12 protein-coding genes and 1 pseudogene are annotated in these 18,124 nt (G+C 45.6%); 4 read left to right on the forward strand and 9 right to left on the reverse strand.

Going from position 1 to position 18,124, the window contains the following annotated elements; translation table 11 throughout:
- Window positions 1-80: 80 nt before the first annotated feature.
- Together L21SP3_RS10425 and L21SP3_RS10430 are read left to right on the forward strand one after the other, a co-directional pair.
- Complete coding sequence (locus tag L21SP3_RS10425) at window positions 81-1,328, forward strand: FtsW/RodA/SpoVE family cell cycle protein (protein ID WP_077541273.1); 1,248 nt, start codon at window positions 81-83, stop codon at window positions 1,326-1,328.
- A gap of 22 nt (window positions 1,329-1,350) precedes the next feature.
- Window positions 1,351-2,442 (forward strand): UDP-N-acetylglucosamine--N-acetylmuramyl-(pentapeptide) pyrophosphoryl-undecaprenol N-acetylglucosamine transferase, encoded by a 1,092-nt coding sequence (locus tag L21SP3_RS10430; RefSeq protein ID WP_077541275.1) that lies wholly within the window; start codon window positions 1,351-1,353, stop codon window positions 2,440-2,442.
- Here the strand turns inward: L21SP3_RS10430 and L21SP3_RS12255 are convergent.
- The 8 genes and pseudogenes from L21SP3_RS12255 to L21SP3_RS10465 all read right to left on the reverse strand — a co-directional run bounded on the left by L21SP3_RS12255 (window position 2,439) and on the right by L21SP3_RS10465 (window position 15,063).
- Entirely contained in the window at window positions 2,439-2,561 is a 123-nt protein-coding gene (locus L21SP3_RS12255) for a hypothetical protein (protein WP_261340800.1), read from the reverse strand. The genes L21SP3_RS10430 and L21SP3_RS12255 overlap by 4 nt on opposite strands.
- A gap of 25 nt (window positions 2,562-2,586) precedes the next feature.
- Complete coding sequence (locus L21SP3_RS10435; protein WP_077541277.1) at window positions 2,587-3,870, reverse strand: arabinan endo-1,5-alpha-L-arabinosidase; 1,284 nt, start codon at window positions 3,868-3,870, stop codon at window positions 2,587-2,589.
- Between the two features lie 272 nt (window positions 3,871-4,142).
- Window positions 4,143-5,903 (reverse strand): IS1634 family transposase, encoded by a 1,761-nt coding sequence (locus L21SP3_RS10440; protein WP_077541279.1) that lies wholly within the window; start codon window positions 5,901-5,903, stop codon window positions 4,143-4,145.
- A gap of 286 nt (window positions 5,904-6,189) precedes the next feature.
- Complete coding sequence (locus L21SP3_RS10445; RefSeq protein WP_077541281.1) at window positions 6,190-11,349, reverse strand: PAS domain S-box protein; 5,160 nt, start codon at window positions 11,347-11,349, stop codon at window positions 6,190-6,192.
- A 30-nt stretch (window positions 11,350-11,379) separates the two neighbouring features.
- A pseudogene (locus L21SP3_RS12395) lies at window positions 11,380-11,514 on the reverse strand (hypothetical protein); the annotation flags it as partial.
- The gene (locus tag L21SP3_RS10450) at window positions 11,457-12,056 is read right to left on the reverse strand and encodes a hypothetical protein (protein WP_077541283.1); all 600 of its coding nucleotides are present in this window, start codon (window positions 12,054-12,056) and stop codon (window positions 11,457-11,459) included. The gene L21SP3_RS10450 and the pseudogene L21SP3_RS12395, both read right to left, overlap by 58 nt.
- Before the next feature lie 920 nt (window positions 12,057-12,976).
- Window positions 12,977-13,507, reverse strand: coding sequence for a hypothetical protein (locus L21SP3_RS10460; RefSeq protein WP_077541287.1), 531 nt, complete (start codon window positions 13,505-13,507; stop codon window positions 12,977-12,979).
- Between the two features lie 8 nt (window positions 13,508-13,515).
- Window positions 13,516-15,063 carry a GspE/PulE family protein gene (locus L21SP3_RS10465; RefSeq protein ID WP_077541289.1) on the reverse strand — a complete coding sequence of 516 codons (1,548 nt, stop codon included), beginning with the start codon at window positions 15,061-15,063 and terminating at the stop codon, window positions 13,516-13,518.
- A 179-nt stretch (window positions 15,064-15,242) separates the two neighbouring features.
- On the opposite strand from L21SP3_RS10465, the gene L21SP3_RS10470 reads away from it, so the two are divergent.
- Both L21SP3_RS10470 and L21SP3_RS10475 read left to right on the forward strand, forming a co-directional pair.
- Window positions 15,243-15,566 (forward strand): hypothetical protein, encoded by a 324-nt coding sequence (locus L21SP3_RS10470; protein WP_077541292.1) that lies wholly within the window; start codon window positions 15,243-15,245, stop codon window positions 15,564-15,566.
- Between the two features lie 62 nt (window positions 15,567-15,628).
- On the forward strand, window positions 15,629-16,624 hold the full coding sequence (locus L21SP3_RS10475; RefSeq protein WP_077541294.1) for a dockerin type I repeat-containing protein: 996 nt from the start codon (window positions 15,629-15,631) through the stop codon (window positions 16,622-16,624).
- Window positions 16,625-16,841: 217 nt separating this feature from the next.
- On the opposite strand, the gene L21SP3_RS10480 is transcribed toward L21SP3_RS10475, so the two are convergent.
- Window positions 16,842-17,912, reverse strand: a complete 1,071-nt coding sequence (locus L21SP3_RS10480) for a LacI family DNA-binding transcriptional regulator (protein ID WP_077541296.1) — start codon at window positions 17,910-17,912, stop codon at window positions 16,842-16,844.
- Window positions 17,913-18,124: the final 212 nt, after the last annotated feature.

Consider the following 18,124-nt stretch of genomic DNA (forward strand, 5'->3'; position numbering starts at 1 on the left):
TTTTATGCTCTTTGCAGGGGATATTTGCCGCAAGTTTAATTTTTTAATATAATCGGCATAACGGAAGTGCCGGGAAGCTTATGGAAAAGCAAAAGGATTATTCAGATGCAATCGCAATGACCGCCTTTACCCTGATGGGGATTGGTGTTGTGATGGTATATTCCTCAAAAGCAGGCTGGGATTCTCAGTTCACCTCCTACCGCCTGCTCTTATATGCTTTTGCGGTTTTGATTGTTTTTCTCTTCAGTATTGTTCCCTATCAGTGGTTTTCGATACCCGAAAGGGGCGAGATAAAGGGCAGAATACAAGAGGCCGATGAGCTGGGCAGTTCAAAGTTCTTGGCATTTGTTCGGGGTGTTTTAAGATGCGCCGCTTTGCCCTTATTTATGCTTGCCACTTTATCCCTTCTGATTTTGATTTTTGCCGGCTTCGGGAAAAGCGTAAACAATTCAATGAGATGGATCGTGCTTGGACCGATAAAATTTCAGCCCTCCGAGATGGCTAAATACTGCGTTATATTTTTTCTATGCTGGTTTGCTGTAAAGCATAACCATGTTTTGCAGAGATGCAGCATCATAAAGCCCAAAAACAGCTTAGATTCGCCTTATAACGGCCCGAGGGGCTTAAAATTCTTTGCCCTGCTTTTTATGGCATTCATTGTTCCGGCCGTTTACATACTCCTTGTGATAGTAAATGATTTCGGCACAGGGGCTTTTATGTGTCTTATTGCGGCTCTGATTCTCTTTATCGGAGGGCTTCCGCTCTGGATGCTTGCAGGGGGGGTGACAGCGGGGATACCTCTGCTTTCCGTTTTCGTTTGGCTCAGGCCTTACCGCGTAAAAAGGATTCTCGCTTTCCTCAATGACAACGGGCAGTACAAGGATATTAACTATCAGCAGAACCAGTCTTTAGCTGCGATATACAACGGCGGCATATTCGGGGAGGGGCTCGGGAGAGGAATATGCAAGAGGGGGGCTGTGCCTGAAGCAGAAACCGATTTTATTTTCAGCGTAATAGGCGAGGAGCTCGGCCTTCTGGGGGCTCTGCTGGTGATAGCTCTTTTTGTAACTCTGCTTATTCTCGGATTGAAAACAGCGAAGCAGTGCAGAGAGCCTTTTGGAAAACTCCTTGCCTTCACTATCTCCGCTGCTTTTGCCATACAGGCGTTTATGAATATTCTTGTAGTATTGAAGCTTCTCCCGAACAAGGGGATTCCTCTGCCGTTTATCAGTGCGGGCGGAACGAGCCTTTTTATAAGCTGTATGGGTATAGGAATACTGATGAATATTGCGCGTCAGTCTTCCAAAAGCCTTGAAGAGAATTATTGATGCATTTGTATTTGAGGCTTGAATGAGTAAGCGAATTTTCTTTGCTGGGGGCGGAACAGGAGGCCATATATACCCTTCTCTCGCCGTTGCCGAGGCGATGGAGAAAAACAGTGATATCGACATATCATTCTTCTGCAGCGAAAGGGCGGTTGACAGTGAGATTTTGGGCAGTCAGCCTTACAGCTTCTATAAGCTCCCCGCCAAACAATTTGGCCTTAACGCCCCCTTTGCTGCCGGCTTCCTTAAGAGCATTTCGAAAGCGGTCAGTATATTAAAGAAGGCAAAGCCCTGCGTGGTTGCAGGGTGCGGGGGGTTTGTATCAGCCCCTGTCCTCGCTGCGGCAAAGCTTTTGGCAATCCCGTCGGTGTTTATAAATATCGATATAATCCCGGGCAGGGCAAACAGGCTTTTTATAAATATGTGCAGAGAGGTTTATCTGCAGTTTGAAGATACGCTCGAATATTTTGATAAGGGCAGGGTTGCTCCGTTTGTAACGGGCTGTCCGCTGAGAAGCGAGTTTGCCGAATCTGCAGAGCTCGAGAAGCCGGCATTCCTTTCGCCGGACAAAAAGCTTTTGCTCATTAGCGGGGCATCCAGCGGCGCACTGAGCATCAACAAGGCGATGTGCCTTTTAGCTGAGCAATTCGATCGATACGCCAGAAGCTGGCAGATTACCGTTATTGCAGGAAGAGGCAAGGCAGACCAGCTTCGCAAAGTTTATGAGGAAAGGGAAATTGAGGCTCATATTCTTGAATACACCGACCAGATGCCCGCTCTTCTGGCAAATGCTTCTCTTGCAGCGGGACGGAGCGGGGCATTGAGCGTGGCGGAATATGCCTTTTTGGGCGTGCCTGTGGTATGCATTCCATACCCCTACCACAAAGACCAGCACCAGCTCCTTAATGCCCGAAAGCTTCAGGATAAAGGTGCGGCTTTGATAGCTGAAGACTGCCGTGAGGATTATCAAAGCACAGCGGATAATCTGAGTAAAGCATTATTCCCGCTTATGGAAGATCAGAACAGATTAGAGGAAATGAAAAACCGCGCTTTGAATAACTGCCAAAGCAGGCAAAACCCGGCAGAGCTTATAGCAGAAAGAATAATCTCGCTCTAAACCTCTTCCCTTTCAGCAGAGCATATCTGTTCAAGCTTGTTTATGAGTTTTTCAATTTGAACAGCATCGAAAGTTTCCACCACTGCCGTTTTCTGTTTTCTCCCGTTAAAAATGAGCAAAATCCAAGCTAATACAAGCTTTATATTACCTGCAAACGCCTACCTTCTTGAATCTCAGTATTTCTCCGTTTTGGTTTCTGCCTACCATACAGCTCTCAGAAGGTTCGATGAAAAGCGTTTCAGCTTCCGCCTCGGAGTTCTGCCCGGTGAGCTTGCCCGGGATATAAACCTTTATCCTGCTGCCTGAATGCTTCCACCAGGCCTTTGGATGCGAGGCGATTTTTCCGTCTCTTACGAAATCGAAAATCCCTTTTTCTGAGTAATCGATGCTCAGTCTCCAGCTGCCGAAAAGGTCTCTGGAGGACGGATTAGTCTTCTCGGCGGTCATAGGGTTTGTTTTGCTCAGAGGCTCGCCTGCAACAGGCCATCCGCTGGAAGTCCAGTACAGCGGGCGCACCTGAATAATGCGTCTTCTGTGCAGGTTGAATGTGTCGTATGTATGGTGAACGAGCCAAGTTTTCCCTTTCGCTTCGATTACCGAATTGTGCCCGGGGCCGCGCCAGTTGTCGTTGTTTGAGAGCAGAAGAGCCCCGCCGCCGTCCAGCATTTTCTCGCCGTCGAGGCCGCGGTAAGGCCCGAGGGGTTTGCCCGCACGGCCTACCATAATCTTATATATGCTTTCTGCCTGGTCGCAGCAGCTGTTGTAAGACACGAACAGATAATGGATGTTGTCCTTTCCGTAGTAGTAGGGGGCTTCGATGGCTGGCGGATGGCTGTTCGGCCTTGCAGCTATCGGCTGGATATCGGGGTTTTGATTGAGGGGCTTGCCGGTTTCAGGGTTGATCTCAACGCTCTTGAGCCCGCTCCAGAACGACCCCCAAAACATATATGCCTTGCCGTTCTCAAGCTGAAAAACGCAAGGGTCAATCGCGTTGAAGCTGCTTTTATCCGGAAAAGATTCTACAACCATTCCGAGGTCTTCCCATTCGTAATCAGGCGAATCGGGATTCAGGGCTTTATTCCGTGCAACACCAATGGCAGACCGCTGGCTTCCGAACTTCGAAACGCTGTAGTATGCGTAATAATCCCCAGCCATCTTAACTATATCCGGAGCCCATATTGCATTAGGGTTGTTCATCGGCTTTTTCGCCCATTCCGGCACAGGAGCATCAAAAACGGTATCAGCCTTCTGCCAGTCAACCATGTCTTTGGTCTTATACACCGGCAGGCCTCTTCCTGTCCCGAAAGCGTAGAACCAGCCGTCATCATCTTGAATTATCGCTGGGTCTGCAAGTGATATAATCTCTTTTGCAGAGCAGATTGAGCATAAAGCAGCAGCGAAAAATAGGATAGTAAGTTTGCGAAACATCGCTTCCCCTTTTGTTAATTAGTTCAAATTTACTGCACATAAATTTACTGAAAAAACGCAATTTTACCAGCAAATTTTCCCGCAAGAAAGATAAAGAGTGCGACAATTTTTTTGGCAAAATGCGAATCGTAATGCTGCGATGCTTTGCAGAATTTACTGCTGCCTATATGGCCGTGGAATCGCTTCGTGATACTAACCCCGATTTCTCACTTAGGGGGTAAAAAGTGCGTTTTTACCCCCGTCAGAGGGGTTGGTCTGTCGCCAAAGATGTGTTATTTTTTCAGTTTCCCGCTGTATATTTTCGGAGGTTTTTGCGGCGGCAGTTCTATCTTCAATTTCTGCAGCAGCAGCTTGTGTTCGTCTTCCGGTTCGGTATATCTCTGCATAAGCAGAGTTCTGCTGTCTTGCGTTTCAAATGAAACATCCAGCATCTGGATCCGAGACATTGCTGCTAATGCCGCCTGAGCAGTCATCCCGCAGGCGCTTGCCCTGAGCTTATGCCTCAGTGTTACTTGCAAACAATAGCTCATAAACGCTACAAACACGTGAGCCTCAACCCTGTCTTGCTTATGGTGATAGACAGGACGAATTCCCAGATCGCTCTTGAGCTCCCTGAATGCCTGCTCAACGTTGCACTGAAGCATATATTCCTTCCACAGGGCTGCACCATCCTTGCCAGACTGGTTTGTACGCAAAAAGTATGTGCCGTCGCGGTATATCATTTCTTTATATTTGCTCGCTTCAAACTTATAATCAAACTCGCCCTTCTCAATCCTTTCCTTATTTCGGGGAATCGTAAGAGTTACACACTTACGGCAGCTGCCCGCCTGATGTTTGAGTTTGCCGAGCCTTTGCATAAAAACATCTCGGCTGCGGCATTTCTTTAACTTCTCCAGTCCTTCTAAGTAATTACGGAGCTTTCTTTTACGCATAGCCCGTTCTTTAGCCATTCTCTCTTTGCTTCGAGCAAGAATATAGCATTCGTCATCTTTGGCTATATGCTTTATGCGAACGCTTCCATTTACATCAAACCAGCTTTTCACAGAAAGCTCTTCTTGGAATTCATCCAGCAGCTTACGGGGCGTTCCGACAAGATAATCAATCCCGTTATCACGCATATACTCCAGCACAGCTTCTGTTGGAATACCTCTGTCCATCAGCCATAACCTGCCTGCCTTGCCGTATTTCGACTCTATCTTGTTTAACAAGGGTTTAAGCGTTGTTCTCTCTGAGGTGTTGCCGGCGAGTATCTCATAATTGATCGGAAATCCCTCAGGGGTAACTACCAAAGCGATAAGAATCTGCCTGCAATCGCCTCTGCGGTCTTTGCTGTGGCCGAATTTTGCCTTGGGATTGCTTTTGCATAATCCCTCAAAATAAGTACTGGTTATATCGTAAAGCAGAATGTCATATTCCAGATTGAACATCATCTGCCATGTGTCTTTCAAATAAGAACAAAGCTCTTCTTTATACGGCAATATCCTGTCCAGACAACGGTAAAGCCGGTTTTTTTCGGCAACATCAAATTCACAGCCCAGCAATACATCCATTGCGGTCTGAGTGAACCAGTGCCGGTGGACATAAAACTCCGCTCCGGGCTTGATAAGACGGTTTACTGTCAGCAATTTTACAACTTTTGAATAGTCAACCGGCGATTTGGCAGTGTCTATCCTCTCCGACCAGAAGGTGTCTAATCCCAGCATATCCCATATCTCGCAGCCGAGCCAGCAGTCCCCGAATGTTCTGGGGTTGTTAAGCTTCATCTTTGAGAGCTTTACCGGAATCGTATCTATGTCGTGATGTGTGTGATTGTCCTGATCAAAAGCGAATAATGACTTGCGGACAGGCTTGTTGTCCTCGTTGATTATCTCAATGGATCTCTGCCAAGACTTCTTCTGAGAATCAGAGATTTCACCAAGATACAGCACCATCTTCTCAACATAACGCCCGCGAGAAACCTTACGCTTCTCCGCTATGCTGTAATAGGAATTGATCTTACCATTCTTCTTTCGCTTGTGCTTCTTCAAGTACATAACAATATTATTGCTGATGAAAAATCACTTGCAATAGGGCAGGTCTGTACCAGAGACTAAAGAGACTTTAAAACGCCGATTACAACGCAGAATCAAAGAAAAAATTTTGATTTTTCACGATTTTGAACGCTAAGTGAGAAATCGGGGCTAAGGGCAATCAGAGTCTGTCCGCCTGCGGCGGAGAGCAAGCGGATTGTTGATTTTGCGAGCCCGCAGCAAAATCATCAGTGGAGATTAGCTGCTGGACAAGGTGGACGAGGAGGACTCGGTCAGGGGCGGAAATGTTCTATCTGCCAAGCTCTTTCAGTATACTGAAACATTCATCTATCTGGTTTATATCGAAAGATTTTGCAGCAAAATCAAGCTTTTGAGCCAGAACTTTAAGCTCTTCATTTTTGTTTTCCTCTGCGAATATACTAATAGTCCCGGTCAGTTCTGTTATTGGTTTCATCGCCAGCCCGGCAGAGCTTGCCTCTTCAACGAGAGGATAGATTTGTTCTTTGTATTTTTCGGCATCCTTTTTAGAAAGCTTAATATTTTTATTGAGCTTTTCCCCAGTGCCTTTGTTCTTAGTTGTGGCGGTCTTTTTTGATATTGCGCTATCGACGTATTTTTTTATTACTCTTACTAAATCAGCCTTTGAAACAGGCTTATGCAATACATCATCAAAAAGGCTTATATCGTAATGCTGTTTTTCGAAGATATCCGCGGTAACTGCGATAAAACGTGCTTTAGCTCCGAGCTTGGTTTGCTTTATTTGCTTAACAGTTTCATCGCCGGCCAACCCGGGCATTCTCAAATCGCAAAGCACAATCGGTGCAGAGTTTTTTTCGAAATACTCCACAGCACTTCTGCCTGAATCAAACGGAACAGCTTCCAGATTGAGTAATTTAAGCAGTTCGCATAATACCTTCAGGTTATCCTCGTCATCTTCTACAGCAACTGCCTTGCAAGGGCTGAAGACAACGTTTTCCAAGCGGTCGTCATAAGAATCTATCTCAGCATATTTTCGCTTGGGCAGATGCAGGCGGAAAGTGCTTCCTTTTCCAATTTCGCTCTCAACAGAGAGCTCTCCTCCAATCAGTTCTGCAAGCTTTGCTGAAATTGAAAGCCCAAGCCCGCTGCCTTGGTGCTTTTTGGTTGGGCCGCCGTCGATCTGCTCAAAAGATTCGAATATTTTCTTTTGATCTTCTTTCTTTATCCCCGCCCCGGTATCACTAACCGCGAACTCTAAATCATAGAGATCGCTTTTTTCGCTCGATCTGTAAACACCCGCCTTCAGGTCGATATGTCCTTTTTCTGTAAACTTGGCGGCATTCCCGAGCAGATTAACCAGAATCTGTCTTAATCGTGTTCCGTCAATCAGAATCCCGTTTACGGTGAGTTCCTTAGAAAGATTGAATTTAAGTCCCTTGCTTGTTATTTTGTGCTCGAAAATAGCTTCCAGTTCGTTCATAAGCGAGCCGATATCCAGCGGCTTATTGCTCACCGTGAATTTGCCTGCATCTATTCGGGAAAGATCCAGCACATCATTAACAAGGGCAAGCAGGGATTTGCCTGCAATATTCATAGATTCAACGTGCTTGAGAACAACGGGGTCCAGGTTGCTCTGCCTTACGATATTGCCGTATCCGATAATGGCATTGAGAGGCGTGCGGATTTCGTGGCTCATATTAGCGAGGAATCGGCTCTTTGCCATATTCGCTTTCTCAGCCTCCTCTGCTGCTATTTCGAGAGACTGCTGGTAATTTTTCAGCTCTGTTATATCCCGAACCCATTCAACGAAGTATTGGCACTTCTTTTCTCCATCGGGAGCTATAGGCATAACCCTTATATCAAACCATCTTCCATCCGGGAGCTGGGCTTCTCTGTGAATCTGTTTGCCGGCATTGAGAACTTCGCCCGCCTTGCAGTCCGGGCAGATATCATCATACCCGCGGTATGTCTTGTAGCATTTTGTTCCTGTAAATCTTTTTTCTTCAGCTACAGCGGCAAATCCGTTCCAGTTGCTGAACACTATGTTCATATCGCGGTCGTGAATAGATACCATATCGGGGATGGTATGGAGCACTTTGTTGAAACGTTCCTCGTTTTCCCTTATTTTGCGCTGGTATTCATACTCTTTGGTAACATCTCTGAACACAAGAACAACGCCAGTCATTTTGCCCTTTGAATTTCTGATAGGCGCTCCGCTGTCTGCGATCTGGTATTCGCTGCCGTCTTTTGATGTCAGCACGGTATGATTGGCAAGACCAACGATTATTCCCTTCTCAAGAACTTTCTCCACGGGATTTTCTGCTGGTTCGTTAGTTCCGCCCTTGAAAATATTGAAAACCTCAAATATGTCCCTGCCTTGAGCCTCTTTCAGGCTGAAGCCCGTAAGCTTCTCTGCTACGGGATTAAACAGAACTATACGCCCCTGAAGGTCTGTTGATATAACCGCATCCCCGATTGAATCGAGAGTAATCCTGAGATTTTCTTCGCTCTGTTCGAGCTGAAGGAGAGTTTTCTTCTTTTCGGTAATATCTTCTGTGAAGCCGAGGAATCTGTCCTCGCTGAGCTTCACTGCTGAAACAGACCACCATCTCCTCTCGCCGTTTTTGTGGAAGTGCTCTGTTTCCCCGTAGGAAAGGCCCATTTGAACGAGTTGTTTGAAATGCTGCTCTCCAAGCTTTTTGCTCTCAGGCGTGAGCATATCCGGGATAGACATCTTCGTAAGCTCTTCTCTGCTGTATCCTGTTAGCCTGCAGGCGCAGGGATTAACCTCTATATACCGGCCTTTGGAGTCTGCAACGAATACCCCGAAAGGCGCGTTGTCTATATAGCTTCTCAGCTTGGCTTCACTTTGAGCGAGCTTATCGGAAGCCTCTTTGCTTTCTGTGATGTCCTGCAGGGTTCCGCGGATAACGTTTTCATCTTTGTTGTATTCAGCGACCGGGTGAATCCATCGTATCTTGCCGTCTGAGGGGCGTTTGATTTTGAATATTTCATCGTATTTCTTCTCGCCTGAGATGAGTTTTTCAATAGCTTCATCGAGCTGTTTTCTGTATTTTTTCAGCGGAATTTTTTGAACGTCAGGGATCGTATAGTTTTTTTCGGGGTCTAAGCCGTAAATTTTGCAAGTTTGCGCGGAGGCCGTAACCTCGGAGGTGTTCATATTGAATTTCCAGCTGCCGATTTCCCCGATCTCCTGAGCCCTTTTGAGCTCTTTTTCGCTTTCTTCTATCCTTTTGCGGTTCTTGTACTGTTCAGTTATATCTCGGAACACAAGCACAACGCCTGTAATATTTCCCTTATCGTCCTTTATCGGTGCTGCGCTGTCAGCTATTTGATACTCGTTCTGGTCTGCTGAGGTAAGAACAGTGTCGTTGGAAAGTTCAAATTCCCTGCCTGTTTTTAGAACCTCTTTCACAGGGTTTGGAGCTTTCTTTCCTGTGCTCGCGCTCTTGATATTGAGAATTTCTGAAACCGGCCTGCCTTCGGCCTTGCTGAAATCTATTCCAAGAAGCTTTTCTGCGTTGGGGTTCATCAGTGTAATAATCCCCTGCGTGTCAGCAGCAATCACTGCATCGCCGATTGAGTTTAGCGTGATGCGGAGGTTTTCAGCCTGCTTTTGTTTTTCCAGCTCTGCACTCTTTCTGTCGGTGATGTCAGTCCCGTAGAGGTTTATGTATCCTGGCGGGTCTATAAAGGAATACCAGAAGTTGTAGATTCGCCCGTTATTTGCTGTTTCGAATTTGCCTACTTCTGTTTTTGGTGAAATGTAAGCAGCTTTATCTTTCATTGCACCAATAAGTACTTCTTTTCTGTCTTCAAATTTTGTGAATTTTTTAGCAGCCTCATTGCTGTATAACACCCCGCCTTCAGGACTGATTCGCAGTACAGGGTTGGGGTTTTCCTCAGGGAATTTAGACAGGTCGTCTATTCTTTTTCTCGCCTCAATCTCTTTAGATATATCCGAGGCGTAGATGTTTATGTAGTTATCCGGCGAGATTTTTGTATAGGAAATTCGGTAAGTTTTTTTGCCCAGCTTATAATTGAAAACGCCTGTAGAGCTGATGCAGCATTCAATTAGCACCTGATCTTTGAATTCTTTCTTTAGCTTCCTGTTATTTTCGTTTATTTCAACAAACTCCTCGCCTGCTTTGTTGGTGTAGTAAAGCTCGCCTATCTCGCTCATCCTGAGAACAGGATTGGGATTCTCCGAGGGAAACTTTGAGAGCAGGCGGATTGTCTTTATTGATTCAAGCTCTTCGGTTATATCTCTGAAAACGCAGTGGCTCTTTACTGGATTTCCTTCCAAATCGTAGGGAAATCGCCCCTGAAAAGATACAGTAATCAGATTCCCGTCTGCCTTTATCATCTCAAAGATTACATTGTCAATCTCGCCGCAATTTTGAAATTCCTTAAACTTTTCTTTGAAGGCATCTTTGTAGTTTTCGGTAACAAAATCGCCAAACCACCTGCCGACTACATCCTTCTTTGAATAGCCCAGATGCTCAAGCCAAGCAGGATTAACCTCAATAAATCGCCCCTCCTCGTTAAGCGACTGATAGGGCAGGGGAGCATTATCGAACATAGACTTGAATTTGTCTTCATTTATCCTTGAAGCGGTTTCCGCCTTCTTGATTTCGTTTATATCCAGCACCACGCCTACAAGCCTTATGATATTGCTGGCGGGCAGATAATCTTTAACCTGAGCAGAAACTTTTGTCCATTTGTATCTCTCAGGGCTGATATTTACCCTCAGATCAGCTGAAAACTGCTTTGTTTTTCCAGCAGCGCAGTCTGCGAGAATTTTGTTTATCTTTTTGCGGTCTTCAGGGTGGAGCTTTTCGAGAATGATTGAGATGTCCTGCTCCTCCGCCCTGTATTCAAGGCCGTTATTAACGAACCACTGCTTATTGGCCTTAAGTTTTCCTGAGCTAAGGTTTAAATCGAAAACTCCCACATCACCTACTGAGGAGCTTGTGTCGAAAACCTCCCGCTGAAGCTTCAAACTGCTTACATCTCTCAGATATCCGTTGAGGAAAATCGCCTCTCCCTTTTCGCCCCGTATCACCTCTGTGAACCCTTCGAGCCATTTGATTCTGCCGTCTTTCAGGAGTATGCGGAAATTGCAATCGAAGCTGTCTAGGCCGCCGAGATTTAGAGAATTTTCGAAAAGCCGGCTGTACTGCTTCTGGTCTTCAGGGTGAATCAGATTTATAAAGAAGCTTTGAGAGGGCTTTATGGATTTGTCCACTTCGAGGATTGAATAAAGCTGCTCAGACCAAACCATCTCATCTTTAGACGCATCATAACTCCAGTAGCCGGTGAGCGAGAGGTTGTGCGCTTTTTCGAGACGCTTTTCTCTCTGTCTTAAACGTTCGATTTCGAACTTCTGCTCTGTTACGTCCTGAATCGCCCCGAACCGCCTGAGAAATCGGCCGTCATCATCGAACACGTTGATTGAATTGATATTTATATATTTGATTTCTCCGTCGCCCGCCTTTAGGCGATAGAAATAGCTCTGGTGAACTGTCCCATTTCTAATTCCGGCATCAATTTTTTTTACGGCATTTTCACGGTCATCAGGGTGGATAAAACTGAAAAGCTCTTCTCTGGACAGGGATTTTTTTCAACGCCGAAAATCTCGTAGAAAGAATCGCTGCCGGTGTAGAGCCTTGTTTTAGGGTCGTAGTTCCATGCAGCGGATTTTACAAGCGTATCTGAGTGATCAATATCGATTGGTGCAGTGGAGGTGGGGTCTGAGATTTCCCGCTCGATATCGCTTATCAGACGTTTTTTTATAACCTCAAGACTGCTTTCAGCAGATTCTGGAAAAGCTTTTGAGCTGCAAGCGCAGAGCTGATAAGAAACCCCCTTGTATTCAAAAGGATAAATCAGACATTCACTGCAGCCTGAGCAGAGAGTTTTTGTCTTAAACCTTAAGGAGGCATTTTTTTTGTCTGCATTTACAGCCGCCTCTGTGAATTCGCTGGAAAGGGAGATGTTTGGCGTTTGGAGTTTGTTCTGAGTTCCCGCAGCGAGCAGCTTGCAGCTGTTTTCTTCCAGAAAGGTGAGGAAAACTGCTCTGCACCCGGTCAGCCCTGCTGATAGCCCGAGCTCATCATTCCATTTACGCGTGTATTTTTTGTACAAGTTTTTCATCCAACTTTTTGCTGAGCCCGCCTTGGCTGTTTACCAACCTCAGGTAACAATAGAATAAAAGGTTTTATTAATATGCTGAACCTCATTTGCTGAACATCGCAAATAAGAGAGATATATTTTCCTTTCTGAATTTATACTAACATAATCAAGCATCTTTAACAAGTATATTTTACCACCAAAACCATTATTGTGTACTTTATCTTAGTCCTTTTCTGAAATTTCCTATTTCGACCTAAATCCCTCACTGAATCTGAGAGTTCCTATGTGTTTGAAAAACTTAGAAAAACTAAGGATTGCTGAGCTTTAGAAAAAAATCGTGTGCGGCAATTTTTTTCAGCCGCTGAGCAGCACTGAGGGTTTGACGAACTACTAATTCACGCTGATTTTTGCTGATGATTTTGCTGCGAGCCACACGCCGCTAACCACACGCCGCGAATCTGCCCGCTTGTTTTCTCCGCCTGCGGCGGACAGGCTCCCCGACTTCGGCGGACTCCACGCACGGCTCTAATTGTCATTAGTATTACGCTGCGATTTCACGAAACGAACATTTATCTGCATTTCTCCGATATCTCCGATAACTCTCCGCCTGCGGCGGACAGGCGGACAGGCTCAATGTTTAACATCCTCCGTACTACAGCGGAGCGACGCAAGTCGCCCGCCAGGCATTCTTTTCGAAAAGATTTTTCGCTTACCGCCGGCTCTTCACGTTTCGCTATCCTAGCGGGGAGCTTGCGCTCCACCGCTCTGCGACGCTGCATTATTAAGCAGCGAACCGCTGGCTCAGTCCGTAAATGCTGCGGCCAGCCTATAATAGACCTTGATTGTCCGCTTGTTCCGCTCCGCCTTCGGCGGAAGAAATAAGTGGGCAGGTTCGCCCACCACAGACAGACGCAGCAATTACGATTGAGCCCTATTGCTGATTAATTTTCAGACTCTCTTATCCAGCGTATTACCTCAGGCAGAACATCTTCATCTTCGCAGAGCGAGAGCTCTCTTGCTATGCTCTCGCATGCAGTGATTTGCTTAGCGGCAGTTTTGTTTGTCTTTTGAAGCTTATCCTGAATAGCGGGTAATGAGCCTGAAGCTGTCGTTCCTGCTGCGAAAATAATAAACCAGAAACCCAGCCAGCACGCAAAACCGGCCGCCGCAGGTTTCAAGGTTAAATCCAGAATCGCAGGCAGGTTTAAATCTGGTATATTGCTCAGAAGGAGTTTGGCAGCAAAAGTGAGAAATACATAAATAACGCCTGCTATTACAAGCAAAGCCCCGCCTTTCACTGCGGCTGTGTTCAGCGACGCTGCCTCTGCGCTCCCGAGCATCCCTAAAATCAGTATAGAAAGATGCACTGATATTATTACATTAAAACTGTGCAGCCATACTGAGATAAAATTTTTCTTCAATGAGATTAGAATGCCGGCAGCAGCTGCTGTTAAAGCCAGTAAAATTAACATAAATGCCTCTAAAGATAACTCTTAACTTCCTGAAAACTGGTTTCTCCGCTTATAACCTTTTTGAGAGCTTCCTTTCTTATTTTGGATTTCATTTTGCCCGAAGAGGCCGCCAGCAGATTTTCTCTGGTTATTTCCGAAAGGTCAGCTATCTGGTTTTTTGTTTCATCATCCATTTCCAATACATCAAAAAGGGCGGTTCTGCCCTTGTATCCTGTGAAGCTGCAGCTTTTGCAGCCTTTCGGCCTCATAATGTGCTCTGTATCAATGTGCCTTTTCTGAAGGTTTTGGAGTTTTACAGAGCTGATTTTCTCCGACACCTTACACTTTTCGCATAGATTTCTCCCCAGCCTTTGCGAAATAATCAGCGAGATGCTGCTCGCCAGAAGCCCTGTTTCCACGCCGAGCTCTTTGAGCCTCATTATCGCTGTTAGATTGTCGGAGCTGTGCATAGAGGCAATAATCAGATGTCCGGTATGAGAAGCCTGAACAGCAGTCTGGGCAGTGATAGAATCTCGTATTTCGCCAATGCCTATAACATCAGGGTCCTGCCTTAGTATGCCTTTGAGCGTATCGCCGAAGTTAATACCTGCCTTCGGGTTAATCTCAATCTGGCTTGCACCTTTCAGGCTGTGTTCCACGGGGTCTTCAATCGTGATTACGTTCCGCTCAACCCGATCTACAGCAGAGAGCATACCATACATGGTTGTTGTTTTCCCGCTGCCTGTCGGCCCGCAGAGCAGAATCATACCAGAGCTTTTGCTTATTGCCTTTTTCACCTTGGCAAGATCTTTCTCTTTGAAGCCGATTTCTTCAAGCTCGAGCCGGCCGGTAAACAAGGACAGCAGCCTTATAGACATTTTCTGCCCGTTTACAACGCCCGCAGTGGCTACGCGGAAAGAAGCGGATTCTTCCTTCACTTTTGCTGTGAAAGCCCCGTCCAGCGGTTTTCTCTTTTCGGAAATATCCATCCCCGAAACTGCCTTGATGCAGTTTATAACAGCAGCGCCCACCTCGGTGTTCATTTCCCTGCTGAGCCTGAGCTTCCCGTCCACTCTCAGCCTTACGGTGTATCCTTCTGTCCCCGAGGGGTCTAAAAGCACATCGCTTGCGGAGGACTGTATCGCATCGGCAATAATCTGCTTGCTCAAAAGCGCTACAGCAGTACCAGAGCGGGATGTATTATTCCCGTAAACAGCTTCAATGCTTTTGCCTGTATTGTCTAATATGTCTATATCGTCTGCGGAGATCAGAGACTCATTTATCATCTCTGAATCCAGACCTTTCCCCCAGAAGCTGCCCTTGAAAAGCCTCTTGAGGGCATCCCAGAGCGAGATGTTTTTCTTTGATGCCCTGCGGGCAAACTGCACAGAAAATGCCGCAAAAAGCGAGAGAGGCCCGAGCACCAGAGATACCGCATTTATGATAGGCTGGAAGCTGTTTTTCATAAATACGTGGCCGCTGAAGTGTTTTACAAGTATAACGCAGAAATAGAACCAGACGCACAAAACAACGCCTTTTACCAGCTGCATCTCTATAAATACTGAATCAAGCTCCATATTCTGAAGCCTGCTTAAATAACTCTAATTATTCCAGATTATATTCACTAAGAACAGCTTTTAAAGAAGAATATTTAGTTTTTTTATAGCCAAGCCAATAATTTTGAAAAAAAAGTTTAATCTTTGAGAGTAAAATGGTAATATACAGCTAAACGTGTTTATATTGAAAGGTTTTGAAAATGGAAAATAGAGTTGTTGTTTCATTAGTCATCATTCAATTTGCGTTCTGCTGCCTAACAGGATTTTGTTTCGGTTTTGCAGGTGGCAGCGGAAGTTCATCCGATCCGTATCAAATCGCATCTCAGGCTGATCTGGAGGCGGTTACCAATTTTCCAGCAGCCCATTACATTCTCGTAAACGATATTGATCTATCCTCCACAACTTACGATGAAGCCGTTATTTCTCCGAATGAAGCGTCTTACTGGAGCTCCAGCTACGCGAAGGCACTCCCTTTACCGGCAGCTTTGACGGGGCTGGATACCAAATATCAGGGCTCACAATAGACTGCGGCGAAGAAGATGAGTATATCGGTTTTTTCGGCAAATTTGATTCACAGGCTCTGATTATGGATGTAAAGCTTGTGAATGTGGATGTATCTGGCGATGAGTATGTGGGCGCTCTTGCAGGGAGCAGCCCAAGCGAGGTTAGCGATATAATCGGCTGCAGCGTAACCGGCGGAAGCGTTACAGCGAGCGGCTCTAAACTTGGCGGTCTTCTCGGCTATAACGACGGATTTGTTCAAAACTGCTATTCCACTGTCCTCGTTAGCGGTTCGGCAACCGATGCCGGCGGGCTTATAGGCGAGAATTACAACGGAACAGTTACCGGCTGCTATACCGCTGGAACGCTTTCAGGCAGCAATACCTACACTGGCGGGCTCGTGGGCTATGCAGGCTCAAACAGCACTGTAACACAGTCATATTCAGAAATGGCTGTAACGGGCTACGCGAAAACAGGCTCTCTTATTGGCCAGAATCGGGGCACTGTTTCGGATTGTTATGCCCTCGGAGATGCCTCAGCATCCTTTACCGGAAGCGGCTGCGAAACGGGAGCCCTTGTCGGGTTCAATTATGGAAGCATACAAAACTGTTTCTCTACCGGCAGCGTTACGGACTGCTTGTCCGGAGCAGCGATTGCCGGATGCAGCTATGAGGGGGATATCGCAGGATGTTTTTGGGATATTCAAACTTCAGGAGAAGACAAGGCTTACACAATAGCCTTCGACTACACCCCCGTTTACAGCTCTCAAGGCGTTGCGGGAAGTAAGACCACAGCTCAAATGCAGTCTAAATCTACATTTACTGATGAAGGCTGGGATTTCTCCAGCGACGACGGCGATGAGCAGGTTTGGATTATGCTCCCGGGGAGTTATCCGAAGCTCGCTGTTTTCGGGTATGAGATTGAAGGCGATATAGACGGAAGCGGAGAAGTGAACCTCGAAGATCTGTCAATGATGGCAGCTGAATGGCTTCTTGCCGGCGATTATGCCGCTGATATCAACGACGACGGGAAAGTGGATATGGAAGATTACGCAGCTCTCGCTGAATACTGGCAGGGATAAATTTCAGGCATACTTTGACCTGGCTTCGGCGGTAGTTTTTCATAAACCCTTGTCAGTAAAGGACTCGATTTTTTGCGCAGGCACTACAAACCTGTTTTGCCAAGCTTTTTCAGGGGTGAAATTACATTTTGTAGGACGCAGTATTTGTGCTCAGATTAAATGTTTTATAGAGGCTGCGCAACCACCCCGCATAAATAGGAAATCAAAAAATAAAGCCCTACAGATAATTTTCGCACTTTTTGCTGATATCTCTTACTGAATCTCTTTCTATTAGTTCCGGACAGAGGTATGGGTTATGGTCTGTAATGCTGCTGAAGTTTTTTCTGTTAGTGATAAGATTAACCGCTTCATAAGCAACCTGCTTATCGGGTTGTTTGACTACAGTGATAGCAGGGGTGCTCCATTTATTAACCAAAGCGCTGTCGTCAAATCCAATAATCGAGAAATCTTCCGGGATCTTGTAGCCTTCAGCTTTTATAGCCCGTGCTATTCCCGCTGCGATCTGGTCGTCATAGGCAAATATTGCAGTATAGTTTTTGTTTTTTCGGAAGTATTCTCTAAAGCACCCTTCAGTGTCGTTGTCTTCGCAGCTGCTTGGGTCATAGAATACCAGCCCGTCCGGTCGCAGGGTATTCATTTCAGCGTGGGCTCTGAGCAGGCCAAAATACCTTTCACGTGAGAAGTGTGAATCATTTCCTACCGTTGATTGTGCCTGTTTATATGTAACATACAGAATGTTTCGGTGTCCTTTTTGGAGTAGGTATTTTGTTGCCAGATATCCGCCGGTTACGTTGTCAACAAGCACGGAATTTACATTTGGTATATTCATTTTGTCAAGCAGGCTTACTACAGGAGTGCCTTCAAGGGCTACTTTTTGTATCTTGTCTATAGATTCGTGCAGCCCCTTTGACTTTATTATTATCCCATCAACGCGTTTGTTTACCATAAAATCCATTTGTTGAATTTCGTGCTCAGTGTCCCATTGTGTTACGCCGAGAATGATGCCGTATTGCTGCTGTTCTGCATAGCTTTGAATATGACTTACAAGCTCATCTATTTGGAAGGAAAAGAAGTTTGATATTATTAATCCTATAAGCTGTGAGCTTTGATTGCGTAGTGCTTTTGCTGCGAAGTTAGGTTTGTAGCCAATTTTCTCAGCTTCATCGATTATTCTATGGCGAAGCTTTTCGCTTACCTTCCCGGCATCCCTAAGTGCCCTGGACACTGTTGCCGCAGAAACATTAAGGTTTGAGGCTATATCTCTTATAGTTGGTTTTTCTTTTGTCATAAACTGCGGCCTTGAAAAATAGTTTTCTTGTTCTTAAAGTTCTATGCTAATTGAAATATGAAGGAAGTCAAGTTAAAAGGAAAACGATTTCATTGTGTTTACCTAATTGTTTACCTAATTGTTTGCATAATTTAAAAAAAATGTGTCGTTCTGCAAAAGTTTTTGAATTAAAAGCTTGAATATTGGGCTGTGGGCTTGTATTTTGTGCTTAG

It is taken from the genome of Sedimentisphaera cyanobacteriorum, assembly GCF_001997385.1.
GTDB classification, from domain to species: domain Bacteria; phylum Planctomycetota; class Phycisphaerae; order Sedimentisphaerales; family Sedimentisphaeraceae; genus Sedimentisphaera; species Sedimentisphaera cyanobacteriorum.

Bases quoted from the DNA above. Each gene is read 5' to 3' on its own strand.
- L21SP3_RS10475 (WP_077541294.1), top strand. From the start codon at position 15,629: ATGGATGTAAAGCTTGTGAATGTGGATGTATCTGGCGATGAGTATGTG.
- L21SP3_RS10435 (WP_077541277.1), bottom strand. From the start codon at position 3,870: ATGTTTCGCAAACTTACTATCCTATTTTTCGCTGCTGCTTTATGCTCA.
- L21SP3_RS10430 (WP_077541275.1), top strand. From the start codon at position 1,351: ATGAGTAAGCGAATTTTCTTTGCTGGGGGCGGAACAGGAGGCCATATA.
- L21SP3_RS10440 (WP_077541279.1), bottom strand. From the start codon at position 5,903: ATGTACTTGAAGAAGCACAAGCGAAAGAAGAATGGTAAGATCAATTCC.
- L21SP3_RS10465 (WP_077541289.1), bottom strand. From the start codon at position 15,063: ATGGAGCTTGATTCAGTATTTATAGAGATGCAGCTGGTAAAAGGCGTT.
- L21SP3_RS10470 (WP_077541292.1), top strand. From the start codon at position 15,243: ATGGAAAATAGAGTTGTTGTTTCATTAGTCATCATTCAATTTGCGTTC.
- L21SP3_RS10450 (WP_077541283.1), bottom strand. From the start codon at position 12,056: ATGAAAAACTTGTACAAAAAATACACGCGTAAATGGAATGATGAGCTC.
- L21SP3_RS10460 (WP_077541287.1), bottom strand. From the start codon at position 13,507: ATGTTAATTTTACTGGCTTTAACAGCAGCTGCTGCCGGCATTCTAATC.
- L21SP3_RS10480 (WP_077541296.1), bottom strand. From the start codon at position 17,912: ATGACAAAAGAAAAACCAACTATAAGAGATATAGCCTCAAACCTTAAT.
- L21SP3_RS10425 (WP_077541273.1), top strand. From the start codon at position 81: ATGGAAAAGCAAAAGGATTATTCAGATGCAATCGCAATGACCGCCTTT.